Here is a 24,333-nt window from a genome sequence, read left to right on the forward strand (position 1 = left end):
GCACATAAGGTGTCCGGAGTAAGCTGATTCGCAATTATTACTCGTCGGAATTAAACACGTCGAAATAAAGGCCCCCCGGTTCAGAGAAACGAGGGACCTGGTTTTAGCGGGATTTACTTCTGCGGACGCATTGCCGGGAACAGAATCACGTCGCGAATGGTATGGCTGTTGGTAAACAGCATCACCATGCGGTCGATACCGATGCCCAGGCCGGCCGTCGGCGGCAGGCCATATTCCAGCGCGGTGACGTAGTCTTCGTCGTAGAACATCGCTTCATCATCCCCCGCCGCTTTGGCGTTGACCTGATCCTGGAAACGCTGGGCCTGGTCTTCCGCGTCGTTCAGCTCGCTAAAGCCGTTGCCGATTTCACGCCCGCCGATAAAGAACTCGAAGCGATCGGTGATTTCCGGGTTCACGTCGTTACGGCGCGCCAGCGGCGAAACCTCCGCCGGATACTCGGTGATAAAGGTTGGCTGGATCAGATGGGCTTCCGCTACTTCGTCGAAAATCTCGGTGACGATACGCCCCAGCCCCCAGCTCTTCTCAACGTGAATACCGATGGATTCCGCCAGCGCTTTTGCCGCCTCAAAGTTATCCAGATCCGCCATCTCGGTTTCCGGACGGTATTTTTTGATCGCTTCGCGCATGGTCAGTTTTTCAAACGGCTTGCCGAAGTCGAACACCTGGTCGCCGTACGGGACTTCGGTTTTCCCCAGCACGGTCTGCGCCAGCGTGCGGAACAGAGATTCGGTCAGTTCGATCAGATCTTTGTAATCCGCATACGCCATATAGAGTTCCATCATGGTGAACTCAGGGTTGTGGCGCACGGAGATGCCTTCGTTACGGAAGTTACGGTTGATTTCGAACACCCGTTCAAAGCCGCCGACCACCAGCCGTTTCAGATACAGCTCCGGCGCGATGCGCAGATACATATCCAGATCGAGCGCGTTGTGATGGGTGATAAACGGACGCGCGGAGGCGCCGCCGGGGATCACCTGCATCATCGGAGTTTCGACTTCCATAAAGCCGCGCGCGACCATGAACTGACGCATGGTGGCGAGGATCTGCGAACGCACCTTGAAGGTGTGGCGCGACTCTTCGTTGGAGATCAGATCCAGATAGCGCTGACGATAGCGCGCCTCCTGATCCTGCAGGCCGTGAAACTTGTCCGGCAGCGGGCGCAATGCCTTGGTCAGCAGGCGCAGCTCGGTGCAGTGAATGGAGAGTTCGCCGGTCTGGGTTTTAAACAGCTTACCGCGGGCGGCGATGATGTCGCCAAGATCCCATTTCTTAAACTGTTCGTTGTAGACGCCTTCCGCCAGATCGTCGCGCGCGACGTACAGCTGAATGCGGCCGCCGACGTCCTGTAAGGTGACGAAAGAGGCTTTCCCCATAATCCGGCGGGTCATCATGCGGCCAGCCACGGCGACCTCGACGTTCAGAGAGGTGAGCTCGTCGTTTTCCTTACCATCAAATTCCGCATGGAGCTGGTCAGAAGTGTGGTCACGGCGAAAATCGTTCGGGAACGCCACGCCCTGCTCGCGCAGCGCGGCCAGTTTTTCACGACGGGTTTTCAGTTCATTATTAAGGTCAATTGCCTCATCGGCACCTTGTGCTTGTTGTTCAGACATGTTGGTTCCTCATAACCCTGCTTGCAAACTTGCTTCGATAATTGAACCAGGTCACTCTCCAGCGCGGCCTGTTCCGGCGTCGACGCCAAAGAACAATCTTAAGGAGCCTGGCTTCAATTCCGGCTGATTTCGCTCAGCCATCGCTTCAGTAACAGTTTTTTATCTTCGGCTTCCGCGCCTGCCAGAATATCCTCCTCCTGTTCAGTAAACGGTGCAAGGAGCGGCTTGTCGCTCCACTGTTGGGGTTACCGATCCCCGGCTCGCGGCGTCAACGCCTTAGCCGGACTACCAGCCAGCACGATTTTGTAGCCCCGGTAAGCCGGACCTGACGCCAGACGGGGCTAGGCGCCGCCGCCGGGAAGTTCACCGGCGGCCGCGCGGCGTTTGCCGACGCTAAACGCGGCGGCGAAGGCGACGACGACAATCACCGCCACGCAGCCCAGCGTCCATTCGCCCATCTGGGCAAAGAAGTGCTGATACGCGGCAATCGCCGTATCGCTGATCTGCGACTCGGTGGTCTGCTGCGCCACCACGCCCGCCAGCCAGTTGGCTACCGCGCCGGTCGCCAGCATATAAATCCCGGTCAGTACCCCGGTGACGCCGGGCATATTGAGGCGGGTGATCTGCGCCATCGCTACCGGGTCGATAAACAGTTCGGCAAAACCCATCAGCGCCAGGCCGGCCACCATCATGCCCATTGATGCCTGCCCTTCCGCCGCGCCGTGGCGCGCATTAAGCGCCAGCAGCATAAAGCCGCAGCCCATCAGCACCAGGCCAAAGGCGAACTTCAGCCACACGCGCAGCGCCGAGCGGGTCGCGCCTTCCGGCCGCATCAGCCACGCCAGCACGACGCCCGCCGCCATCACCGCCACGGCGTTAACCGACTGGAACAGCGCGGTTGGCACCTCAATATTCAGCAGGCGACGGTTAACAAAGTGGTCGATGAACAGGCTGATCGAACTCCCGCCCTGCTGCGCCAGAACCCAGAACAGAGTCCCGGTCAGCATCAGCAGAACGATTTGCCACAGCGCGCGGCGATGTTCCGGCGATTTGACCATAATGCGCGCCACCATCTGGGCGGCGAACACGCACACGATCGCCAGCAGGTAGCCGGACCAGTTATTCTCCAGCAGCAGCGTGAAAAACACCGGCGCAACGCAGAGCATCACCACCAGCCAGCCCCAGGTCGGCAGCGCAAACTTTACCGCCCGCAGCGCCTGTTTATCGACGCCGCGCGCGTGGCGGAAGTAGCGGCTACCGCTGAGGAAAATCATCAGGCCGACAAACATGCCGATTCCCGCCAGCGCAAAGCCGATATGCCAGCCGTACCACTGCGCCGCCAGCCCGCAGGCGATAGGCGCGGCGATGGAGCCAACGTTACCGGCGGCGTACAGCAGCGAAAAACCGCCGTCGCGGCGAGGGTCGTCAACGGCGTAGAGCTCGCCCAGCAGGCAGCTGATGTTGGATTTGAACAGGCCGTAGCCGCAGATAATGATCGCCAGCGCGAGGTACAGGCTCCAGGTGGAATCGGATTCGACGCCCAGCACCACGTGGCCAAGCGTCATTAACAGCGCGCCGGCAATCACCGCCGTACGGTTGCCGAGCAGGCGGTCGGCAAGCCAGCCGCCGAGAATAGGAGTGACGTACACCAGGGAGGCGTAGGCGCTGAACAGGCTGATAGCGTGGCTGTCATCAAAGCCGAGCTGATGGGTGAGATAGAGGATGAGTAAGGCACGCATGCCGTAAAAGCTGAAATATTCCCAGATTTGGATCGCAACGATGTAATAAATCGCGCGCGGCTGTGAGGGTGTTTTCATGTGTTCTCCTTGCAGCGTGAAAAAGGGAAGTGGCAAGCCACTTCCCTGTTGTGCATCGATTATTTGTTATTTTCTTCTTTCAGCACTTTAACGGTGTAACGACCATCCGCCTGACGATAGGCGCCGTGGATATCGGTTTCGAAGCCCGGATAGTGGGCGCCGATTTCGCACAGCATCTGCAGGAATTCCAGCACCGGACGGCTCTCTTCGGTGATCATTTCACCCGGCATGACCAGAGGCACTCCCGGAGGATACGGCAGGATCATATTGGCGTTGACGCGGCCCACCATCTCTTCGAGATACACCTCTTCGGTCTGACCGTGCAGCTCTTTCTGGAACGCGGCGTACGGCGTGATCATCATGGTCGGCAGCACTTCGAACGCGCGGAACATCAGGTCCGGCAGGTTGTGGTGCTCAATCAGTTTATGAATGTTCTGCGCCAGTTCCTGAACGCGCATGTTTTCGTAGAATTCCGGATCTTCACGATACAGCGACGGCAGCATGTTTTTCACCCGCAGGTTCAGGTCGAACGCGCGTTTGAAATCGGTCAGCGCACGCAGCAGGCTCAGCGCTTTGGTTTTGTCGATACCGATACTGAACAGGAACAGCAGGTTGTACGGACCGGTTTTTTCGACCACGATACCGTGCTCGTCAAGATACTTCGCCACAATGCTCGCCGGAATACCGAACTCATCCATGGTGCCGTCTTTCTTCATCCCCGGAGTCAGCAGCGTGACTTTAATCGGGTCGAGGTACATGTGCTCGTTATCGATGTTTTTGAAACCGTGCCACGCGCTGTCGGAGCGCAGCGGCCAGCATTCAGGACCATCGATATGTTCCGGCTGCCAGACGTCGAAGAACCAGCCGTCGGACTCGCCTTTCAGGCGTTTAATCTCTTTACGGAACTTGATTGAACGTTCGATAGAGCCGTCAATCAGGCGCTTACCGGCGTTGCCTTTCATCATCGCCGCCGCGGTTTCCGTCGAGGCCACCACGCCGTAGTGCGGAGAAGTGGTGGTGTGCATCATGTAGGCTTCGTTAAAGGTTTCTTCGTTCACGTCGCCTTTAACGTGAATCATCGAGGCCTGAGAGAACGCCGCCAGCAGTTTGTGGGTGGACTGGGTTTCGTAAATCACTTTCCCTTCGACGCGGCCGCCGCTCATCCCGCATTTGCCTTCATAAATCGGCGAGAAGTTGGTGTAAGGCACCCACGCGGAGTCAAAGTGGATGGATTTCACATCCAGGGTTTTCTTGATGTAGTCCGTGTTGTACAGCAGACCGTCATAGGTGGAGTTGGTGATAACCGCGTGCACCGGCCAGGTCGCGTTCGGGGTTTCTTTCACGCGCTTCGCGATGGTCGCATGCTGGAATTCACTCTGCGGGATACCGCCGAGGATACCGTAGGCGTTGCGGGTCGGGCGGAAGTAGATTGGCGTAATGTCGCTCATCATCATCAGATGGGTCAGCGATTTATGGCAGTTACGGTCAATCAGCACGGTGCTACCCGCCGGGGCGGAATACATGCCGACAATTTTGTTGGCGGTAGAGGTCCCGTTGGTCACCATGTAGCTGCGTTCCGCGTTGAAGACGCGGGCGATGTACTCTTCTGCTTCTTTGTGCGGGCCGCTGTGGTCCAGCAGAGAACCGAGCTCAGAAACCGAAATCGAGATATCGGATTTCATGGTATTGGAACCAAAGAAATCGTAGAAGATGCTGCCGACCGGGCTTTTCTGGAACGCGGTACCACCCATGTGGCCTGGGGTACAGAAGGTGTATTTGCCTTCGCGCACGTATTTAAACAGCGCTTTGGTCAGCGGCGGCAGAATGGTGTCGATATACTCGTCGGTATTCTGTTTGATTTTGTTGGCAATATCTTCCGCTGCGCCCAGCGCATATTCGAAGAAGCGAACCTGCATGCGCAGATCGTTGAGGCTCACGTCCAGCGTTGAGTAAGTGTTCGCAAAGGCGTACAGCGGCATGTATTCGTTCATTTTGCTGATGTCTTCGCACAGTTCGAGATTGTATTTATCCCAGTCGAAGATCACGCCGCACAGACGCGCATTGTTTTCGATAAGTTTTAATAAGTCTTCACGGTCGTTCGGGTAGACAATACGGAAGTCCAGGCGTTCGAGGGCGCGATGCAGTTCACGGATGGGTTCTTCTTTGAAGTAGACACCCATGTGATTCATGATTGCGATAACGTTCATAGTCAAATCTCCAGATAAAGAAAGCCCCTCCCGCCACGTCGTGACAGGTGATGGAAGGAGCCTCAGGAATAGGGTTGCTGATTAATGCGCGCTGGCGGTACTGCTATCAGCGGAGTTGTCGTTGTTCTGGCGCTGGTGCATTTTGCGACCGTAGAACATCAGGATAATCAGGCTGACGATAAAGGTACCGGCCAGTTCGAAGGAGCTTGCCCCCATCAGGGCGATGAAGCAGAACGCGCAGCCGAGTACGGAGCAAATCAGGCTGACGAAGTTGCGTACATTGATGCCTTCGAAGCGAATCAGGTCAACGCAAGAGTAGAAGTAAGGCAGCATGGTCAGCAGTACCGCGATACCGGTCAGCTCACCGAACAGGTCAGACGCTTTGCCGCCGGTAGAGTTCATCAGGGTAATCAGCACCATCAGCGCGGTCATTTTCACCGCGGCCAGCAGCAGGCCTTTTTTCGGAATACCGTTGCTGTCGAGTTCGCCATACACTTTCGGGAAGTTACCGTCATTGGCGGCACGTACGCCAGCCTGACCCACCAGCATCATCCACGAACCCAGCGAAGTCAGGCAGGCAAAGGCGGTGAAGGCGGAAACCATCGGCGCAGCCCAGCCGCCGAGAATGGTGGAGGCGCTCACTGCAAACGGCGCACCGGATGCGGCCATCTGAGAGGCAGGATACATACCCGCAATCACCTGGGTCGCGGCGATGTAGACGATACCGGCCATCGCGGTGCCCAGCATGGTGGCCAGCGGCACGGTGCGTTTCGGGTTTTTCACCATTCCGGTACTTACGGCGGCAGATTCTACCCCAACAAAGGCCCACAGGCAGAGCAGGATACTTTTGATTACCGCGTGGCTGTCAGTGGTGCTGGAGGTGTTCCAGTTTGCCTGATAGGTTGCGGCATCAAACCAGTGCCAGCCGACCACCGCGGTCATGACCACCGGAATAAGTACCAGTACCAGGCCAATTGTTGTCAGGCGGCTCACCCAGGTCCCGCCGAGCATATTCACGAAGGTGAATATCCATACGATGGCGATACAGGCAATACCTGCAGGCACCGGGTTATTTAAAATTGGGAAGAATGTTGATAAATAAGAGACGGCGGTAATACCGATTGCCAGGTTACCGATCCAGTTGGCATGATAATAAAGCACGCCGGTCTGGAAACCGAACGCAGGGGATATTTCACCGGCGTAGGCAATTGGGCCACCCTGCTGCGGATTCTTGGTCGCCAGCCGGGCATAAACATAAGCCAGAGACATCGCGCCAATAATAGAAATCACCCAACCCCAGATGGCAATACCACCGATGCTAGCGAGGTTTGCAGGTAATAATGCAATACCGCTCCCCATCATATTACCGGCGACTACGCCGGTACAGGCAAATAGCCCGATCTTCTTGGCAGAACTCATGTTTGCTTTTCTCCTAAGTTTATTTGGGAGGTACAGATCATGATGATGAACCTTTTATTGACCCGACCAACTGCCAACAAGATTACGGATTAGTACGAGATAAGTCCTAAAGATAAAGTGAAATAACTGCAAACATCAGACAAATGATATTTTGACCTTTTTCACGCAACATATCAGGATGACATATTGAGGTCAGGAAAAGATAAATATTAATAAATTACATGAAGTTAACAACACAATTTCGTGTTGAAGATGTGTTAAAAACAAGCAGGGAAAGGATATAAAATATAACAACAGAGACGCTCATGAGAAACATAATTTTAACCTCATCACGGCCAAAACCATGACCATGATGAGGGTTTACTTATTCTGAAGCGAGGAAGTTATCGAGATACGGAACCACGCGGGTCACGGAGGTCTGGAATACCGCATTTTCAATCCAGTAAAATGTATTCTCACCCGGGCGTAAATTAAACGCCGTCAGGTAAGCATCGGCAGCTTCCCGGTTCTGCCCTTTCATTTCGTAGACCTTCCCCAGCAGCACATAATTCATCCACGACATTTCCAGATCAATGCCGCTATTAATCGCGCTGTAGGCTTCATCGACGTTCCCTTTACCCAGCATATCCACCGTTTTAATCTGATAAAATATTGCCATGTCTTTAATCCCCGGCATATTACCCACCCGGGTTATTTCGCTGTAAAGATCGGCAAGCTGTTTATCATCCAGCGGCTGCTGAGAATGGCGCAATACGTCAACCAGCGCCTTTTCCGCCCACGCATAGGTGAAGTCAGGCGACTGCTTATTCACGTCGGCAAGCAGGCTACTGGCTTTGCCGAGCGAATCCACGTCTCCGTTCATTAATAGCTGATGCGCCTGATAGAAATGGGTAAGCGCGATACTTTGCGACGGCTGATACTGCTTTAACATCTCCTGCATCCGCGCCGGCCACGGCTGCTTCAGCGCCTCAGAGAGGCTGCTCAGCAGGTCGTTTTGAATCGACAGTTGGTTGTCGCTGGTGACAAAGTAACGCTTATCCATCATGGTCGAGCCGTCGGCGTTATCCACCACCTTCACCGACATGAAGCACTGCTGTGCGCGATAGTGCCGCTGGTTGACGAACTCAATGGTCAGGGTTTTACCGGAACTGCTCGGCTCATTGATGTTGTAGTTGGTTTTGTCGTGCACCATAAAGGTGGAGAAGGTGTTCAGCGAGGTGGTAATCAGGCTCCCCAGACCGATGGCATAGGAGTGCTGCGATGACCAGTTGTTGCAGGTGTTGCCGCTGAGCAGGTGAATATCGACATCACGCGGGTTAAGCAGCAGCCGGGTTTTCGTGACCGGCGGGCGCGACTGCAGGGTTGACAGGGCCACCAGCGCCACGCAGCTCGCGAGGGCCAGCAGGAACAGACCCCAGACGATAAACGTGCTCAGCCGCTTGCGTTTTTCCGGCTTCGCCACCGCTGTGCCGTCTGGCGCAGCCGCATCGGGCTGCGGGGAGGTCAACGGCGCGTCAAACCCGACCGTCTGCGTTTCTGCGGGAATAACCGGCGTCGGCTCCTCCCCCTCTTCGGTACACCAGATCACCGGCACCGTCAGCTTATAGCCGCGTTTGGGTACGGTAGCGATATATTCAAGGCTGCCATCGTCGCCATCTTTCAGCGACTTACGTAGCTCGGAAACACTTTGCGTGACGACGTGGCTGGTGACAACGTTGCGGGTCCAGACATTATCGATGAGCTCATCCCGACTGAGTACTTCGCCGGGATGACGGGCAAAGAAAACCAGAAGATCGATTAAGCGCGGTTCGAGAGTTAGCTGACGCCCCTTGCGGCTAATTTGGTTAACTGAGGGAGTAACCAGCCATTCTCCAACGCGAACAACAGGTTGTTGCATAAAAAAGAGCCCCAGGACGAAAAGGGAAAGGCGCGATGATACCACATTTACCCTACCTATTAATGATAGGGGTCATGACCATGAACGCAATATATTCCTCTTCGTTTTTGATAACTGGCAAACTTTCATTTGCTAAAGGCGTCTTTTGCCTGAGGGCGATGTTCCCTGAGGCGACAAAAGCGCGCCATTTTTAGCCCTATTTTCCCCGAATGTGTGACCTGAGCAAAGCTTAGGCGCGACAATCATCGCCCATCCGTGGGGATATGCTATTTTTAGCTCGCCCGACAGAGATCGGACCGCCGAACAGATGGCCGAAAACAGTGCCTCACCCGCAGCGTAAGGAATGTCGACGATGAACTACAAATTAGATAAGCAAATTGTGCACAATGACGTGTTAAGAAATAGCTTCATTGACCTGGCGATTAAAACCTTCGATCTCTCCTTTAAAGAGTGGTACCGCAAAGGGTACTGGACCGACGCCTATATTCCCTACGCCCTGGTGAGCAACAATAAAGTGATTGCTAACGCCTCCGCCAATATTATCGATCTGATCTGGCAGGGCGAACCCCGCCGCTATATTCAAATCGGCACCGTGATGACCGATATCGATCATCGTGATAAGGGCCTGGCCGGGCAGCTCGTCAGGGAGATTCTGAAGGACTGGCAGGATAAGGCAGACGCCTTTTTCCTGTTTGCTAACCCGACGACCGTTGATTTTTATCCGAAATTTGGCTTCGAGCGCACCGCCGAGCATCAATATATTATGCCGGTGGTACCGGCAGCGGGCGACTTCCGCAAGCTCGATATGGACCAGCCGGAAGAGGTTGCGCGATTACAGCGGTACTATCAAAAATCGAATCCGTTTTCACAGCTGCGGGTACAGGATAACTTCGGTTTATTGATGTTCTACTGCTCCGCCTTTATGAAGCACTTCGTCTATTATTCCGACAAAAACCAGGCCATCGCGATTGCGATGCAAAACGGTCCGGCGCTGATCTGTTTTGATATTTTCTGCGACAGCGGACGCTCCCTGTCGGCCATTATTAACGAGCTCGCCGATGAAAATACGTACCAGGCTATCCTCGGCTTCACCCCCAAAGAGAATCGGACCGGCGAGTATGAAAAAATCGAAGGCGAAGATATTCTGTTTATCTACGGACAAAAAGAAAATATCTTCAAAGAGAATAAGCTGATGTTCCCGCTTTTATCCCACGCCTGAGGCTACGCTTAACGCGTCTGCGGCCCGCGACCGGGCCTTATTGCGCCAGTAACCACTGTTCAAACGCCTGTAGCGCCGATTCGTTGACGCCGTTTTCCAGCGGCTTCACCAGGCAAAAGCGCTTGCTCAGGCTGCGGGCCGGCGGCCAGGGCGCAGCCAGAGACCCGTCTTCGAGCGCTTTTTCAACGTACACGTGCGGTACCAGCGCAACGCCCTGCCCGGCCAGCGCGGCGGCTATCGCCATCTCATGCAGATCGTAGCGCACCCCCTGCACCGGATTATCCAGCGCAATCCCGCACTCTTCAGCATAGCGCGGCCAGGCGTCAGGATTCTGCCGTCGATGAATACGCGGCAGCGCGTTCAGCTGGCTGGCGAGATCTTCTCCCGTAAGTAGCCCGGCGTGGCATACCGGCACCAGTCTCTCTTCAAACAGAAACCGCAAGCGCATTCCTGCCCATGCGGGATGCTCGAAATGAACCGCCGCGTCAAAACCGCTGCCGGCGAGGATAAACGGGTCGGTTCTGACCGCGATATTCAGCGTGATATCCGGATTCCGGCGCTGAAAATCCCCCAGTCGGGGAATGAGCCAGCGGCTGGCAAAGGTCGGCGGCGCGGCGATTTCCAGGCTTCGGCTGCCGTCCGCAGCCCCCATCAGATACTGCGTATCTCGCTCAAGACGCTCCAGCGTCTCGCGGACATGGTGCGCATAGCGCGCGCCGTTGGGGTTCAGCCGCACCCGACTCCCCGTCCGCTCAAACAGCTTGCAGTTTAACAGCGATTCCAGGCGGGCGATTTGCCGGCTGATCGCGCCTTCGGTAAGCGACAGCTCTTCCGCCGCGCGGGCAAAGTTACCGTGCCTGGCGGCAGCCTCAAAGGCCTGCAGCGAGGTACTGCTGGGGAGTTTTTTTCGCACGAACGCCGCCTCTGCTGAAGGTTTATCAATGACGAAATGTCATTGAGTGGTGAAATAATATCGTTTTATAGCGCTTAATGCCCAACGTAGCATGAGCAAACGTCAATAACTTCATTCCATCATGCAGAGATCAGCCCATGTTATATATCGTTGAGTGCAGCTACGCCGACCCAGAAAGCGAAGCCGGCTGGAACCGGTTTTACAGCGAGGACAAGCTGCCTGCGCTGGTGTCCGTCAGCGGATTCCGCGCCTCGCAGCGCTTCAGGGCGCTCTCCTCCGGCTGCCCGGTCTATCTTGCTATTCATACCATAGAGCATGGCGATACGCTCGCCAGTGAAGCGTATCGCCAGAAAGGCGGCGGCAGCTTTTCCCGCTGGCAGGCGCATATTCGCGACTGGCGGCGAAACCTGTATCGCTACGGCGGCGTCTTTCCTGCCGTCGCTGAGGGGTATGTTTTGCTGCTGAGCCCGGAGCCGCTGGACGTCGTTGAGTCGGAACTGGGATATCCGCCGACAAAACTTTCGGCCGCCGGGCTGGATAACAACCCGCCGCAGCGCGTGGCGTACGTTCTGCCGCGCCGGGAAGCCATGCTGCTTGCGGGACGGGAGAACGTCTCGATTTATGAGCCCATGGCCGGTCAGCTACAAAGCCCGACTGAAATACAGCCCCCATCACGCTAAGAGGTTGATATGCACAAACCCGCTTTTCTCTCCCGCCAGATTGGCGATTTTCAGGTGGCGCCCCTCAGCGACGGCAGCATGGCCGCTGGCCTGGCGCTGCTGTCCGGTATTAATATTGACGATGCTGCAGACATTCAGCGCAACGCGGGCGTCATCGACCCCGGCAATATCGACATTAGTGGCTATCTTATTCGCGGTCGGGGAAGAACGATTCTGGTCGACGCGGGTACGGGAGGCGGAGTGCTGGAAACCAGTCTGCGGGCGGCGGGGAGTGCGCCAGACGACGTTGATACCGTCCTGCTGACCCATGCTCATCCGGATCATATTGGCGGCCTGCTGGATGCCAACGGCGCGCCGCGCTATCGCAATGCCCGTCTTTATCTGCACACTCTGGAAGCCGAATACTGGCAGGACGACGCCATGCTAAACCGGGCCAATGCGCGGGGGCAGCGCAACTTCGCTCTCGCCCGCCGCACCCTGGACGCCTATTCCCGCAGCCTCGGTTTTCTGGAGGATCGTGAAGTCGTCACGGGTATCCATCCGGTCTGGTTACCCGGACATACGCCGGGCCATAGCGGGTTTCGCATTGACGCCGCCGGGCAAAGCCTGCTGATTTGGGGCGATATCGTCCACTTTCCGCATATTCAGGCCGCGCGGCCCGCCGCCGCTATCGCTTTTGATTGCGATCCCGTACAGGCCAGAGCGACGCGGGAAGCCATTCTTGCCCAGGCCGCCAGCGAAAACCTGCTGATTGCCGGTATGCATCTTGGCGGGTCGGGGTTTGCCCATATCGTACCGACCTCGCACGGCTATCGTATTCAATATTCCGCGCCGTAAAGAGAAAGCAGGCCGGAGGTTAACGCCCTGGCCGCCTTTTCTTATCCAACAACGCTTTATTTTTCACCTGCTGAAAGATTGAACTGACTCGCGTTTATTTTTTGCCATAGATATAAAATGTCATTTTATTTTAAATGAATTTGTATTTCGTTTTTTACAGGCGATATGACATTAAGGGAAATTTATGCGCAATACCTTTGGACCTTCACGCAGTATGCTGGCGCTGGCTATCGCGCTGGCTGGCCTCGCGGGCGGCTGTAATGACAGCGGTGGCCCCCGCGACAATCAGCAGGATGCGCCCGCCTCCGCGCCGCAGAATGTCTTCGTTCCCGCGCTTTCTGCCGATGAAAACAGCCTGGTGCTGGTCTGGGAAAAACCGGAGTCGGAAACCGAGCAGGTGGTGGACTACGCCGTCTATCGTCAAGGCCAGCGGCTGGGTCAGGCGCGTGAAAATCAAAACCATTTCTCCCCGGCAAAGCCCTATATTGATAACTTCTATCAGCGGGTCGCCAGCGACGGCTGGCAGCAGAAAATCGATCTGCGCAGCTTTACGGCCACCAACCTGCAGCCGGATACGGAGTATGCCTTTACGGTCCGCGCAGTCTATGCCGATGGCAAAGAGTCCCCGGATAGCGCGGTGATTAAAGCGCGGACCAGCAAAACGCCGCACATCATCGAAGCCAGCACATTCGGCGCGAAGGGTGACGGCACCACGCTGAATACTCAGGCGCTGCAGCAGGCCATCGATAGCTGTACCGTCGCGCACTATCCTCAGGGCTGCAAGGTACTGATTTCCGGAGGCGAATTCAAAACCGGCGCGCTCTTCCTGCATAGCGATATGACCCTGGAGATTGCCGCTGGCGCCACCCTGCTGGGTTCGGACGATCCGGCCCACTATCCGCTTGATAAAGGCTATTACCTCTATCCCTACAGCGATCATCCGCAGCCCCGCCGCCCGCCGTCATTAATTAACGTGCTGGAAGCGGCCGATAAGGGCGAGTCTCCGGCCGGAACGTTTCGCAATATTCGCATCGTCGGTCAAGGCACGATTGACGGCAACGGCTGGACCCGGCGCGTCAAAAGCGGCGGCGAGGCCACCATCATCGACGAAATGGGGAACGCGCTGCCGCAGTACCGGGCCAGCAATGCCAAAAAAGTCGGCGCGGACGGTATTCTGGCAAAGCACCAGACCGAAGCGGCCATTGCTGAAGGGATTGAAAGCAATAGCGCCTATAAGAACCGCCGCTCCAGCCTGATGACCCTGCGCGGCGTGCAAAACCTCTACCTTGCCGGGCTGACGATCCGCAACCCCGCATTTCACGGGGTGATGGTGCTGGAGTCAGAAAATATTACCCTGAATGGGCTTGTGCATCAGACCTTTGACGGCAATAACGCCGACGGCGTCGAGTTCGGCAATAGTAAAAACGCGCTGGTCTTCAATAACTTCTTCGATACTGGAGATGATTGCGTTAATTTTGCCGCCGGGTTTGGTAAAGGCGCGGAAACTTTTCATCAGCAGCCGCAAAGCGGGGCGTGGATTTTTAATAACTATTTCCGTAAAGGCCACGGCGCCGTGGTGACGGGTAGCCATACCGGCGCGTGGATCGAAAACGTTCGCGCCGAAGATAACGTCATGTATATGACCGACGTTGGTCTGCGTATGAAGAGCCGCCCCTACTACGGCGGCGGCGTGCGGGATGTACTGTTCCGTCATAACGCGATGAAAGATATCGCCAAAGAGCCGTTTGTTTTTACTATCAAATACAGCGCCGACGTGAATGATACAACCCCTGCCGACGAACCCGCGCAGTTCCGCGACGTTCAGGTGCAGGACGTGACTGTCGATGGTACTTCGGCTAAGCACAGCATCCTGATTGACGGCATGACGGTAGCCGAAATGGCGGAGTCGTTTGGTGTTACCTATTCTCGCGATGCCTATCACCAGAATCTGCGTTTCTCCAACGTCAGCTTCCGCAACACCAAAGCGACCAATATCTCTTTCCTGCACGACAGTCAGTTCGACGAGGTGACGTTCGCCAATACGCCGCAGGCCTGGGCGTTTTTCGCCGTCAATGACGTGACGCTCGCTGACAGCCTTCATCAGCAGAGCATTACCCGTGAGGAGAATGACAAGATTATTCTTGAGGGCGCAACGAAGTAATGCCGTTTCCGGCGGCGGGGTTTATCACAGGCTTAAAATCGGCTGATATCTATTAAGATTAAAGCCCTCTTTAAGCCTTACTTTAGTCGATTATTTCGTCGCCATAAAAGCCGGCGCAGAGAGCGTCGGCGCGCTGCGCCACCAGATAAGCAGCGCCGCCAGAGCGATAACGCTCAGCACGCTGAACGCCGTCGCGAACGAGTAATAACCGGCAATCATTCCCGTCAATGCCGGACTCATCGCCGCGCCGGCACCCTGCATCAGCATTACCACGCTTTGGCCAGCATTGACGTGCCCGCTGCCGCGCAGCAGCGCCACAATAAAGCTCGGCACCACTACGCCCAGTACCCCTGCGGCGCAGCCGTCCTGTATTTGCACCGGCACCATCATCCACGGTGCCGCCGTGCTTGCCGCCAGCGCAGCCCTGACTGGCATGATCAGCAGAGCCAGCATAATCAGTCGCCAGTACCCATATTTATCGATTCGACCTACGGTCCAGATGGCCACCGGGATCATCACCAACTGGGAAATAATCACCGTCGCCGCGGCATACAGGCCGGGATTGATCGCGCCTGGTGCCGCAGCGATCCGCATGCTGAGCATGGGCAGCAACGCGGCATTGGCTAAATGAAAAAGCAGCAGCGTCAACCCAGTAATTAAAAGCGCCCTGTTTTTGGTCAGCACCGAGAAGTCAGGTATCTGGGGGGAGTCCGTCGTTTCAAGCCCGCGCGCCCGCGCGTTGTCGATATCATCACGACGAATAGCCGTCAGGGCAAAGAGCGTGAGCAACATGGTCGAGGCCATCAGGATGAAAATACCGCCAATACCCCAGCGCCAGGCGATCCCGCCCGCAATCAATGCAGTCGTAAAATTACCCGCATGGTTGAAAGCCTCATTTTTACCCATCTGGGTACTAAAGCCGTCTTGCCCCGTCAGCCCCAGAGTGATCCCGGTAATAAGCGGGCCAATAAATGCCGCACATATGCCGCTGACGATTTGCGAGATGGCGACGACGCTGCTGCCCTGGCTGAACCAGAGCAGCAGCGTCGTCCCGGTAATCATGATGCACAGTATCGCGAGCATAAGACGCTTGTTCCGCGAAGCATCGGTGATGAACCCTGCGGGAAGCGTCGCCAGCAATCCGGCAACGCCGCCCGCGGTCATCAACAGACCGATGTCATCCGGTCGCCAGTGATGTTGCGTCAGGAAAATCCCCAGAAAAGGCCCGAGCCCATCGCGAACGTCGGCAATAAAAAAGCTGGTCAGGCATAGCGCCTGCAATGAACGAAGAGACATACTTTTCACCCTAATACATCCTTAACCCACTTGATCCGGTCGCCTGTAAAAACAAAATCTTCCCCGCAAAGGGCATCACTCAGGGCTATCGATTTTCTCTCCGTTAAGGAATTGGTTAAAACGCCCCGATAAAGGGGCACCGTTCCATCAACACCATTGTTTATAAATTTAAAAGCGATCTTTATCAATCTCTAAGGATTATTTTATTTGATTATTTTGGTACTGTTAAAGCTGACGGTGTTGCTTATGTTATTTTAGGGCTCATTGATGAAGCAATATCATTTCCTTTGCTTCAGGCGTACAGCACGTCTTCAGACATAAATATGATATCGGAGAGCTAAATTTCAAGCGCCAATGCCTTTCTTCACCTTAAGCATATAGTCAGCCAGCGCAACGGACTCTGAGGATTGGCTGTTGATTAACCCCTGTAGCGTTCCTCGCTGATCGGCCTGAGAACGATGCTGCCCAAGCTTTTCTTTGACCTGAAGCGCCGGTTCAAATTTATGGACCAACGCTTCCATCACAATGCGTAATTCATCGACAGATAAAAGGCTTACGTTGCCATAGCAGTGAACGGAAGTATAGTTCCATGTGGGAACCGCGGGAGCGGTTTGATACCAGGTAGGGGAAACATAACTATAGGGCCCTTGAAATATGGCGAGCACCCTCTTCCCTGCGATGAAGAGCTACGATCGAGGATAAAAGGAAGATGACTGGCATTGAGGGAAGGCGAAACGACTAATCTAAAGCTATAAGCGTCAATAAAATCAAAAATATGTTTTTTATCTGATAGCTTCATTGCATCAGGTGTGTACATTTTTACCTTATAATATTGATCCGCCTGTAGTTTCTTTGAAAAAGATAACTTCCTCTTTTTATTAAGCAATGATTTAGTATATCAAAGCGTTAGCGCCAGGGTGTGCCATTCACTTCGTTTCCCCTTATTACACTGGTTGATAATATTTTTTGTTGTTTTAATCGTTCTGGTTAGAGTTGTGTAATGTTATCATGTGTTTTTAATGACATTAATTACCAACTCCTTTTTAACTAATTGAATATAAGAATATTACATAAATATACACATTCTGTGTTCGTATTATCTACATAATTGATCTCTTGCCAGACTATTGTGTTTTTTGATGTACGGGGAAAGCATCGAAATGGTACGTCGTTATGCCCAGCTGGCGCCTCCCCATTTAACGGAACACGCAAGGCAAATTGACTCGGTCTTTGCAGAAGATGTCCCAAATGTGTCACATGAGAAAAAATCAGCGAGAGGAGGAAGTTGATAACTCTTTGAGTTTAAATGGTACGCCCTACAGGGTTCGAACCTGTGACCTACGGCTTAGAAGAAAGTAGAGCGTTAAATAACACACTGTAAACACACATATTTTCCGCGTTCGCATCCGGTTTTGTGTCTTTTCGTGTCGTTTTGATGCCTACATGCATTTATCGTGCATTCTTGTTGCGCCACAAATTCGACACATCAGACAGAGCTCTCATCCCGACTCAAACAATTGTGTACATCACCCATAACCATAACGAAACACTCTGGTCAACATATATCCCTGTCTGGTGATTTGGTTGTATGGTTTACGGGGATACCTACCGGTTGTGATTTTGAAATGATGATTATCCCGCCATTCCTGGCGGGATATATTACTCAGGCACCTGGTTTTTCAGCGCTTCTTCAGTCGCTTTAGCCATTTCCTCAGCGAGCGCCATTTGTTCGCTGATGATTTTTTCATTTTCAGCGCCCTCCTTAGCGGCAGCGTCTCTGGCGGCTTCCTGCGCTTCAATCTTCGCCTTTAGTCCGGCCTCAGCTTCATCCAGTGGATTTCCGTTGCCGGAATAGGCGCAGTCAATAACCCGACTCCCCGTCTGTAAACCTCCCTCGACGGAGGTTTCAAACTCCACTGTCGCCATATTCCCGGAAAGAAACATGACTGATTTTGCTGTATAGGTAATATTGACTGATATTTCTGACTCAGAAATAATAATACCCAGAGACGGTGCTGAGACCTGTTGCACTATTGTCTGCTTAACGGTGATGCTCATTTTAATCCCCTGTCGGAACTTTCTGCGCGACCCAGTCAACGTTCAGGACGTGTGAACTGCCCGTGGTTACGCGTAGCCAGCTCGTAATCACGTAACGGGAACCGGCTACGCCCTGTATTTGCTTAAACATATTGGTAACTTCATCACCGGCCTTGAATGAGCCGGTAGTTGGCATGGAGGTGCTGGGGTAAACGTATTTCTGCTGATAAAACGAATGAACGCCGCGAGCGTTAACCGCCGTTGTTGCACCTTCGATGACGGCTTCACGTGAGATGTATTCTTTATTGCCTCCTGTGACACCACCATTCCAGCGATAGGATTCATAGGTTGCACCAGTAAGCTCTGAACCATCACCGATATACAGCGTTGAATTCCCCTGTTCACCATCAAACACGCAGCGGGTATGCGTCCCGGAAGAGGCATCAATACGGGTTCCAACGATTTTAATCGTCGTCGGGGAAAGCAGCTCTATGCCATTTCGAACCCTGTCAGCCTGTGAATCAAAACCGAATTTGGAAATACTGCCACCACGTAATTCAATTCTGGTTCCATCTGTTCGTAACACGGTGGAGGTAAAGTTGTAAAACGTGCATGTGTCGAAGCCAACTACTGCACTGCTATCACCGACGTTATTGATATAACAGACATTGGGGGCAATACGCGAAAATTTAGAATCCTTGTCACCAACAAAATGGCACAGCGAGAAATCTATTCTGCTTGAGAAGTTTTGCAGGTAAAGGGGAAACACTGTGTGATCGAAGTGACACCCGATAAACTTAAGCCTGTCTGCTGACCCTGTGTAGCGAGAGGACAGGGTTGTAATCCCTCGTAAGCATCCATAGGAGAAGATATTTTTAATGATTGCCCAGTCGATACGACCAAATATATACGGCCACGTATTATCATGCATCCACTGTTTCAGTGTCTGATCATATTCGTACTGCGTTCCCGCAAGATAATTATAGTTCCAGCGGATATTTTGAATCACCGGCAAATCACGCACCTGCTCAAGGCTGAGTCCGCGATAAATCGGCGAACCGATAATGTTGTCAATAACTACACGAGACGCAGAGCCTAAATCCCGGCCATTCATGGCACCGCCGAGGCGAAATGCCATATAGGCATTCCCCATATCCAGATTGATAAACCGGGATTCAAATGCACCGCCGTGAAATACAGGTGGATATTCCACAGGATTGGTTATCACCGTGCCATCAATAGCTTTAACCTGATTTGGATAGCGGAATTTCAGGCCGTAAAAAATATTGTATCGCCCGCCATTCAGACCATTCTCCGTACTCATATCAAACAGACCGTAGTCACCGAACGGGCTGAGCGCCTCAATGGTCGCGTAACTCCCGCCAGTGGCTATCAGGTTGGTTCCTCTGGCTACGGGAAAATCATTCCGTGAAACCTGATAGGTCACATCCGAGCGCAGCAACACCGACTTACCCGACGCACAGGCAGCGATAAACGCATCATTCATTGTCTCACTGGTTGCGATGAAATACTCCATCGTAACGGAAGGACCGTTAATGAGATGAACGTAATCAACATAAACCACACCCACTTCGCCTGAACCCAGGTTTTGGCGAAGCGTGTCACCATCCATCAAAACAAAGTGGGTAACGTCGTTCGCGAAGCTGTTTGCATCGGTTCCAGTTGTAGTAAATCCGATGTCAGTAGCAGCATTCAGGCGGTAATACTGGTTGTTATAACGGATGTACTGATTGCGTGCGCTGAACTGGAACGGACCGTTTTCATAGTTACCAAGAAAGACATAACCAGAACTGTTAAGAAATCCCTGGAAACGATCCTCTTTGTCAGTTTGAGCCGCATTAAATGCTGACTCCTGCGAATCCATTTGTTCAGCCAATGCTACCGAAGCGGCGATTCGTTGTTCGTCTGCTTTTTTTTGCATTCCGAACATGGTGTCACGAACTATTCCAGTTCTGGTGGTGACGCTGCTCTCAGGTGAATTTACAAAACTATCTATCGTTTCATTATTATCCCACACATCCGGCATAGCGGGAGATGGGACAGGGTAACCCGTATTATATCTGGTCATAGTTTCACCGGGGATATTATAAAGTGATTTTAATTTGCTGTTTGAGGCGTAAAGCCACCATTTTTATATGAACCTCCGATGCTAAATGGCTTATCACCACATTTTATTACGGTCATCCCCTCTGGCGACATCCATTCCTCCGCCCCATCCCAGACAATAATATTTACGACAATTCCATCACTATCAATAACTGCCCATGCATTATTATCCATTATGCATACTCCTCAATAATAACAACTCCATCACGTCCTGATGCTCCGGGATTCAAAGGTTGTGATACGCCATTAGAACAGCCAGACGCACCAGAACCGTAACCGCCACCAGTATTTGCAGGCGTATTAATCGCCGGAACAGAACCGCCAACCCCTAATTGGCTATTTGCACCTCGAGATCCGGCAGCGTAACTGGTGGATACAGCAACAGCTGCCTCAGAACCAGATCCAGAAGTACCTATAATATTCCACCCTGTCGGGCTATTTGAGTTTGTATTTGCCACAGGCTGGAATGGAGGGTTGGCCGGTCCTGCTGGCAATCCAGCCTTGCCTCCAGGCACTGAGATAAGAGTGCCTACGGATGTTGTCCCACCATCCCCTCCGTTTGGTGAAATTGCTGTGCCACCCACGCCACCGCTGCCAATCGTCACCGTGGCCGATGATAATGCGGATACATCGTAGATGCCCTCAGCATATGCGCCAGCCCCGCCGCCATTACTTATCGAAACCTGCCCAGCGGCGGTAGCCGGAGCAGCAGAACTTCCAGCCCCCGCTCCCAGAGCTCTGATGCGCCATCTTTTTGCACCGGCTGATTTAGTAATTAGCGCGCTACTGGTGACAACTTGCACACCCAGAAGGCGACCTGGCATACTATTTTTAAGGTTAGAAAGAATTGCTGCTGTATTACCGTTATCCAGCACATCTACATTTGCTGAGTCTGCGATAAATTGAGCAAGGACGTTAGCCATTACCGTAGCCTGCCTGAGAGCTTTATTCACCTGTGCTGAAGAAGCCTTACCAGATGAAAATCCGCTAACTAACGCAGCAAGGGCTAAATAATCAGCCTGAGAAATTACGTTTGCGCTGTTTCCATTTGCAAAAGCTTTAAAATCATTGGTAGGCATTATAAATCTTCTCCCCAGTTTCCAGAGTCAAATCCGGATATATATTCGTTATCTACATCAAAACCAAAAAAAGAATAACCACCATTTGACGGCATCTGTATTTCTCTCACTTTTACACCCGCAGCTTTAACGGTCATATATCCGTTTTGGATAGCCCACCACAGTTCAGCATTAACCTGATCGATGGGATTCAGGTCATAACGAGATGGAATGTAACCGGGAGGTAATGCGATGAATGGCCCCTTATTAACTGCACTATCGAGAATCATCCTGTCAATTTCACTGATAACAACCGTAGGGTCAGGAAGTATCCATATAGAAATGGACATATCCTGATTATCGACAATTGCCATACGAATACCCGATCCTGTCAGGGCATTGTCGAGAATCTCAGGCAATGTGTCGTTCTGCCCGTTCCAGTTATTAATAGCAATTTTGACTTTTAGCACCAGTCGATAAACTTCGTCACTCAGGTCAAGAAACCCATCATCAGGATCGAAAGGTCCCTGCCATACGCCCTGGTCCCAGCCAAGTTTTTCTGTATCCCACGAGAAATACACGCCAGAGATAGGCGTCCTGACCCTGCGCTTGCGGCCTATCCATTCACCCAAAATATCCAGCTGCTGGCCGATGGCGGTATCAATGTCAAAATCCTGAATCATGCCTGTCATTGCAGCTGAAACGTCGATTAACGGTCGCGTTGAGAGGTCAATGTGTGCAAAAAACTTAGGTTTCCCTGCGTGATAGTTCGTTATCCTGTCAGTGTATTTACTCATACAGACACTTCCAGATTAATGTCCGCAACCCTGCAGGATGCGGAGTGATCGAAATCTATTACGATATTGGTCGCTGCCACCCCTGCCGAAGAAGTACCAATCAGCAATTCGGTAATGTCGTAGTATCTGGAATTTCCGCCGCTAACTACGCCCAGGTTTGCCGGAGAGTAAATGCGGCTCAGCAGGACACTGGCGCCAATGGCCAGCGAGTTGATATACGCAGCCACGGCTGCTTTTATCTCGTCCCCTACCTGCGAGGTGTATCCCGTCAGTGGACTGATGGTAATTTTCACAAAAACAGGAACATCAACTGGTCGTGAGAATCCGACAGGGTGAGGGCTCCCGTACTTATCTGGAACGATAATTACCGTACTACCAAATGGTGTGGATCCCTGACCTTTAACGCCGCGAAGAGTGTTAGCAATGACTGTTGCGTCACCTCCTTCGACAATAGCGGCTATCGAGTGTGGAGGGAGGCCATTAGCATCAGGTGTGTCCTGATCGTTCTCATACAGCTTGTGACGCGTTACGCCCTTAATGTTTGCTATCGCTCCGTCAACAGCTTCAAATGGCGTGACAGATGGCAAGGCAATGCTCTGAGATTGTCGTACACGTAGTTCAGCATTAGTTTCAGCAGCGACACCTACAGTGGCCGCCAGTGGGTTAGTCGCTGACACCCATCCTCGCGTCGGGGTATTAATTTTATTAACTGAACCCGCCAACGCAGCAACTGCTCCCGAAGTGCCGCAAGTAGCTGTAGCAATCGCCGTCCCATCAATACCGATCACCACCTGTGCAGGAAAGTTCCAGATGATACCGTTAGTATCTTTAACGGAACCGTTTGTGATGATCGTTCCTGGCTCGCCCACCAGCAATTCATCGACTGTAGAATTTGTCGCAGCCCGGCGAGATATACCGTTAATTTTGACGTTGCTCGTCAGTGCGTCATTCAGTGCCGTCGACGGGGAAAATGAGCGGTAAACTGTTATGGCGGTGTTATTGGCATCGTGAATGGCCAGAGCCACCAGCGCCACCATCTGTCCGTCTTTGCTGTCGGGGTCGAGATAAGAATCACTGCCGTAAATCTGCTGAAAATATCCCGTTATGGTATCCAGTACCGTTTGATAATCGGGCGCACTTATCCCCTCAGCGGTTACCGTTGCCGATAAGCCGAGTGTGTCGAGGTCCAAAGACATTACGCCTCCGATGTTACTGTGGTTGTCCCGTAGATGGTTTCCACCGTTGCTGTGAACGTTACACGGCGCGTAGTGCCATCAACGGTGGTATTAAATGCAGTGATAGAGCTAACTCCCTGCGTTTCGAGGATCCGCTTGCGGATAGCGAGGTTGTAGGTGTCTGGGTTTTGCTTGCCAAGTACTGACTGAATCCACGGCGTGCCCGCTGTGGTATCGAGGAACCACTGACCGTACCAGAGCAGGAAGCGCGTTTTAATGGCCTGCGCGACGGCCTCGGGAGAGTTAACAAGCCAGTTATCATCGCCCTGGCCGAAGGTGTAGTCTCCATCACCATCTTCTCGACGGTATCGCATATCACACTCCCCCAAGCGGATCGGTATCACTTCCACCATGCTCAACACCACTATGCGTATGCTTATCGACGATTGAGCCATCCACCAGTTGCAGGCGGCCGTCCGAGAGAATTTTAAGCCCGTTCAGGTTAAAACCTCCCGGCGCCGTGCCGTTGATAGCTCCACTGGCAGGATTAAGGCTCAACTTTGTTTCCCCGTCATCACTGCGCAGCTCTACCGCACTGGTGCTGATACCGCCGATTTTCTTCGCCTGCGACTGCGGACCGACAATGCAGAAGGCATCGGATAAATCATGCATTCGCTCGTCTACCGGCTCCTGAATACCTCCGCTTTGCCACCAGAAATCAATACAGCGGTCTGCAAAGATAACAAGGCATTCATCACCAGCCTTAACAGGAAAAGTCAGCGTGCAGCCTCCACCTCGAGGGAAAACGACAGGAACGTCCACCAGCAGTGGATAATCATTAGTTAATTTGTTGCCGTCGTTATCGCGCTCGATGTAGCGGATCGCCGGCTGCACTACGGCGGTCACTGCGTCAGGATCGAAAGACTGGATGATGCCGGGCATTGCAACGCGAAGTTGTTCGTTGAGCGTCCTTCTCTCTGACGCCAGAACCTCCGCAAGCGCCCCACTGCGGGTTTTATCGGATACCGCCATTTGCTTTACTCCGGGCATTAAAAAACCCGC

Annotated in this window: 20 protein-coding genes and 2 pseudogenes; 5 read left to right on the top strand and 17 right to left on the bottom strand. The window is 53.1% G+C overall.

Going from position 1 to position 24,333, the window contains the following annotated elements; all coding sequences use genetic code 11:
- Nucleotides 1–113: 113 nt before the first annotated feature.
- From lysS to cadC, 5 genes are all read right to left on the bottom strand, one after another.
- Complete coding sequence (gene lysS / locus HMPREF1144_RS09405) at nt 114–1,631, bottom strand: lysine--tRNA ligase (protein WP_004848495.1); 1,518 nt, start codon at nt 1,629–1,631, stop codon at nt 114–116.
- Between the two features lie 341 nt (nt 1,632–1,972).
- Entirely contained in the window at nt 1,973–3,448 is a 1,476-nt protein-coding gene (gene dtpD, locus HMPREF1144_RS09410) for a dipeptide permease DtpD (RefSeq protein WP_009652662.1), read from the bottom strand.
- Between the two features lie 59 nt (nt 3,449–3,507).
- Nucleotides 3,508–5,655, bottom strand: a complete 2,148-nt coding sequence (cadA, locus tag HMPREF1144_RS09415; RefSeq protein ID WP_009652676.1) for a lysine decarboxylase CadA — start codon at nt 5,653–5,655, stop codon at nt 3,508–3,510.
- A gap of 81 nt (nt 5,656–5,736) precedes the next feature.
- Complete coding sequence (gene cadB, locus HMPREF1144_RS09420) at nt 5,737–7,074, bottom strand: cadaverine/lysine antiporter (RefSeq protein WP_004848490.1); 1,338 nt, start codon at nt 7,072–7,074, stop codon at nt 5,737–5,739.
- A 364-nt stretch (nt 7,075–7,438) separates the two neighbouring features.
- Complete coding sequence (gene cadC, locus HMPREF1144_RS09425) at nt 7,439–8,971, bottom strand: lysine decarboxylation/transport transcriptional activator CadC (RefSeq protein ID WP_009652628.1); 1,533 nt, start codon at nt 8,969–8,971, stop codon at nt 7,439–7,441.
- A gap of 352 nt (nt 8,972–9,323) precedes the next feature.
- Between cadC and HMPREF1144_RS09430 the strand changes: the two genes are divergently transcribed.
- The gene (locus tag HMPREF1144_RS09430) at nt 9,324–10,190 is read left to right on the top strand and encodes a GNAT family N-acetyltransferase (RefSeq protein ID WP_009652622.1); all 867 of its coding nucleotides are present in this window, start codon (nt 9,324–9,326) and stop codon (nt 10,188–10,190) included.
- Nucleotides 10,191–10,227: 37 nt separating this feature from the next.
- Here HMPREF1144_RS09430 and HMPREF1144_RS09435 read toward each other — a convergent pair whose 3' ends face one another.
- Complete coding sequence (locus HMPREF1144_RS09435; protein WP_009652615.1) at nt 10,228–11,103, bottom strand: LysR substrate-binding domain-containing protein; 876 nt, start codon at nt 11,101–11,103, stop codon at nt 10,228–10,230.
- Nucleotides 11,104–11,240: 137 nt separating this feature from the next.
- Here HMPREF1144_RS09435 and HMPREF1144_RS09440 point away from each other — a divergent pair, with 137 nt between their 5' ends.
- The 3 genes from HMPREF1144_RS09440 to HMPREF1144_RS09450 all read left to right on the top strand — a co-directional run bounded on the left by HMPREF1144_RS09440 (nt 11,241) and on the right by HMPREF1144_RS09450 (nt 14,781).
- Nucleotides 11,241–11,783, top strand: coding sequence for a hypothetical protein (locus tag HMPREF1144_RS09440; RefSeq protein WP_004848483.1), 543 nt, complete (start codon nt 11,241–11,243; stop codon nt 11,781–11,783).
- A gap of 9 nt (nt 11,784–11,792) precedes the next feature.
- Complete coding sequence (locus HMPREF1144_RS09445) at nt 11,793–12,620, top strand: MBL fold metallo-hydrolase (protein WP_004848479.1); 828 nt, start codon at nt 11,793–11,795, stop codon at nt 12,618–12,620.
- Nucleotides 12,621–12,804: 184 nt separating this feature from the next.
- Nucleotides 12,805–14,781 (top strand): glycosyl hydrolase family 28 protein, encoded by a 1,977-nt coding sequence (locus tag HMPREF1144_RS09450; RefSeq protein WP_009652608.1) that lies wholly within the window; start codon nt 12,805–12,807, stop codon nt 14,779–14,781.
- A 90-nt stretch (nt 14,782–14,871) separates the two neighbouring features.
- Here HMPREF1144_RS09450 and HMPREF1144_RS09455 read toward each other — a convergent pair whose 3' ends face one another.
- The 3 genes and pseudogenes from HMPREF1144_RS09455 to HMPREF1144_RS33885 form a co-directional block, all read right to left on the bottom strand.
- On the bottom strand, nt 14,872–16,077 hold the full coding sequence (locus HMPREF1144_RS09455) for an MFS transporter (RefSeq protein WP_042927383.1): 1,206 nt from the start codon (nt 16,075–16,077) through the stop codon (nt 14,872–14,874).
- 344 nt (nt 16,078–16,421) lie between these two features.
- Nucleotides 16,422–16,601, bottom strand: coding sequence for a hypothetical protein (locus HMPREF1144_RS33880; protein WP_233934683.1), 180 nt, complete (start codon nt 16,599–16,601; stop codon nt 16,422–16,424).
- A pseudogene (locus HMPREF1144_RS33885) lies at nt 16,602–16,742 on the bottom strand (FMN-binding negative transcriptional regulator); the annotation flags it as partial. It abuts the gene before it with no gap.
- 483 nt (nt 16,743–17,225) lie between these two features.
- On the opposite strand from HMPREF1144_RS33885, the pseudogene HMPREF1144_RS33550 reads away from it, so the two are divergent.
- Nucleotides 17,226–17,366, top strand: a pseudogene (locus HMPREF1144_RS33550) (integrase); the annotation flags it as partial.
- Between the two features lie 370 nt (nt 17,367–17,736).
- On the opposite strand, the gene HMPREF1144_RS09460 reads toward HMPREF1144_RS33550, so the two are convergent.
- The 8 genes from HMPREF1144_RS09460 to HMPREF1144_RS09490 are packed head-to-tail and all read right to left on the bottom strand — an operon-like array spanning nt 17,737 to nt 24,303.
- Nucleotides 17,737–18,135 carry a hypothetical protein gene (locus HMPREF1144_RS09460; RefSeq protein WP_009652659.1) on the bottom strand — a complete coding sequence of 133 codons (399 nt, stop codon included), beginning with the start codon at nt 18,133–18,135 and terminating at the stop codon, nt 17,737–17,739.
- Between the two features lies 1 nt (nt 18,136).
- The gene (locus HMPREF1144_RS09465; protein ID WP_157214907.1) at nt 18,137–20,203 is read right to left on the bottom strand and encodes a hypothetical protein; all 2,067 of its coding nucleotides are present in this window, start codon (nt 20,201–20,203) and stop codon (nt 18,137–18,139) included.
- Between the two features lie 29 nt (nt 20,204–20,232).
- A complete protein-coding gene (locus HMPREF1144_RS09470; RefSeq protein ID WP_009652666.1) occupies nt 20,233–20,415 on the bottom strand; it encodes a hypothetical protein in 183 nt (60 codons plus the stop codon).
- Nucleotides 20,415–21,320, bottom strand: coding sequence for a hypothetical protein (locus HMPREF1144_RS31220; RefSeq protein ID WP_009652648.1), 906 nt, complete (start codon nt 21,318–21,320; stop codon nt 20,415–20,417). The genes HMPREF1144_RS09470 and HMPREF1144_RS31220 overlap by 1 nt, the downstream gene beginning before the upstream one ends.
- On the bottom strand, nt 21,320–22,096 hold the full coding sequence (locus tag HMPREF1144_RS09475; protein ID WP_042927386.1) for a DUF2612 domain-containing protein: 777 nt from the start codon (nt 22,094–22,096) through the stop codon (nt 21,320–21,322). The genes HMPREF1144_RS31220 and HMPREF1144_RS09475 overlap by 1 nt, the downstream gene beginning before the upstream one ends.
- Entirely contained in the window at nt 22,093–23,292 is a 1,200-nt protein-coding gene (locus HMPREF1144_RS09480; protein ID WP_009652673.1) for a baseplate J/gp47 family protein, read from the bottom strand. The genes HMPREF1144_RS09475 and HMPREF1144_RS09480 overlap by 4 nt, the downstream gene beginning before the upstream one ends.
- Nucleotides 23,292–23,645 carry a hypothetical protein gene (locus tag HMPREF1144_RS09485; RefSeq protein WP_009652669.1) on the bottom strand — a complete coding sequence of 118 codons (354 nt, stop codon included), beginning with the start codon at nt 23,643–23,645 and terminating at the stop codon, nt 23,292–23,294. Before HMPREF1144_RS09485 ends, HMPREF1144_RS09480 begins: the two co-directional genes overlap by 1 nt.
- Nucleotide 23,646: 1 nt before the next feature.
- A complete protein-coding gene (locus tag HMPREF1144_RS09490) occupies nt 23,647–24,303 on the bottom strand; it encodes a Gp138 family membrane-puncturing spike protein (protein ID WP_009652681.1) in 657 nt (218 codons plus the stop codon).
- Nucleotides 24,304–24,333: the final 30 nt, after the last annotated feature.

Origin of the sequence: Klebsiella sp. OBRC7, assembly GCF_000293135.1 — a bacterium.
In the GTDB taxonomy this organism is placed as follows: Bacteria; Pseudomonadota; Gammaproteobacteria; order Enterobacterales; family Enterobacteriaceae; genus Klebsiella; species Klebsiella michiganensis.

Coding starts and splice junctions, on each gene's coding strand:
- HMPREF1144_RS09430 (WP_009652622.1), top strand. CDS start 9,324: ATGAACTACAAATTAGATAAGCAAATTGTGCACAATGACGTGTTAAGA.
- HMPREF1144_RS09460 (WP_009652659.1), bottom strand. CDS start 18,135: ATGAGCATCACCGTTAAGCAGACAATAGTGCAACAGGTCTCAGCACCG.
- HMPREF1144_RS09450 (WP_009652608.1), top strand. CDS start 12,805: ATGCGCAATACCTTTGGACCTTCACGCAGTATGCTGGCGCTGGCTATC.
- HMPREF1144_RS09485 (WP_009652669.1), bottom strand. CDS start 23,645: ATGCGATACCGTCGAGAAGATGGTGATGGAGACTACACCTTCGGCCAG.
- lysS (WP_004848495.1), bottom strand. CDS start 1,631: ATGTCTGAACAACAAGCACAAGGTGCCGATGAGGCAATTGACCTTAAT.
- dtpD (WP_009652662.1), bottom strand. CDS start 3,448: ATGAAAACACCCTCACAGCCGCGCGCGATTTATTACATCGTTGCGATC.
- HMPREF1144_RS09445 (WP_004848479.1), top strand. CDS start 11,793: ATGCACAAACCCGCTTTTCTCTCCCGCCAGATTGGCGATTTTCAGGTG.
- HMPREF1144_RS09440 (WP_004848483.1), top strand. CDS start 11,241: ATGTTATATATCGTTGAGTGCAGCTACGCCGACCCAGAAAGCGAAGCC.
- HMPREF1144_RS09480 (WP_009652673.1), bottom strand. CDS start 23,292: ATGTCTTTGGACCTCGACACACTCGGCTTATCGGCAACGGTAACCGCT.
- cadC (WP_009652628.1), bottom strand. CDS start 8,971: ATGCAACAACCTGTTGTTCGCGTTGGAGAATGGCTGGTTACTCCCTCA.
- cadA (WP_009652676.1), bottom strand. CDS start 5,655: ATGAACGTTATCGCAATCATGAATCACATGGGTGTCTACTTCAAAGAA.
- HMPREF1144_RS09465 (WP_157214907.1), bottom strand. CDS start 20,203: ATGACCAGATATAATACGGGTTACCCTGTCCCATCTCCCGCTATGCCG.
- HMPREF1144_RS31220 (WP_009652648.1), bottom strand. CDS start 21,320: ATGCCTACCAATGATTTTAAAGCTTTTGCAAATGGAAACAGCGCAAAC.
- cadB (WP_004848490.1), bottom strand. CDS start 7,074: ATGAGTTCTGCCAAGAAGATCGGGCTATTTGCCTGTACCGGCGTAGTC.
- HMPREF1144_RS09490 (WP_009652681.1), bottom strand. CDS start 24,303: ATGGCGGTATCCGATAAAACCCGCAGTGGGGCGCTTGCGGAGGTTCTG.
- HMPREF1144_RS09455 (WP_042927383.1), bottom strand. CDS start 16,077: ATGTCTCTTCGTTCATTGCAGGCGCTATGCCTGACCAGCTTTTTTATT.
- HMPREF1144_RS09470 (WP_009652666.1), bottom strand. CDS start 20,415: ATGGATAATAATGCATGGGCAGTTATTGATAGTGATGGAATTGTCGTA.
- HMPREF1144_RS09475 (WP_042927386.1), bottom strand. CDS start 22,096: ATGAGTAAATACACTGACAGGATAACGAACTATCACGCAGGGAAACCT.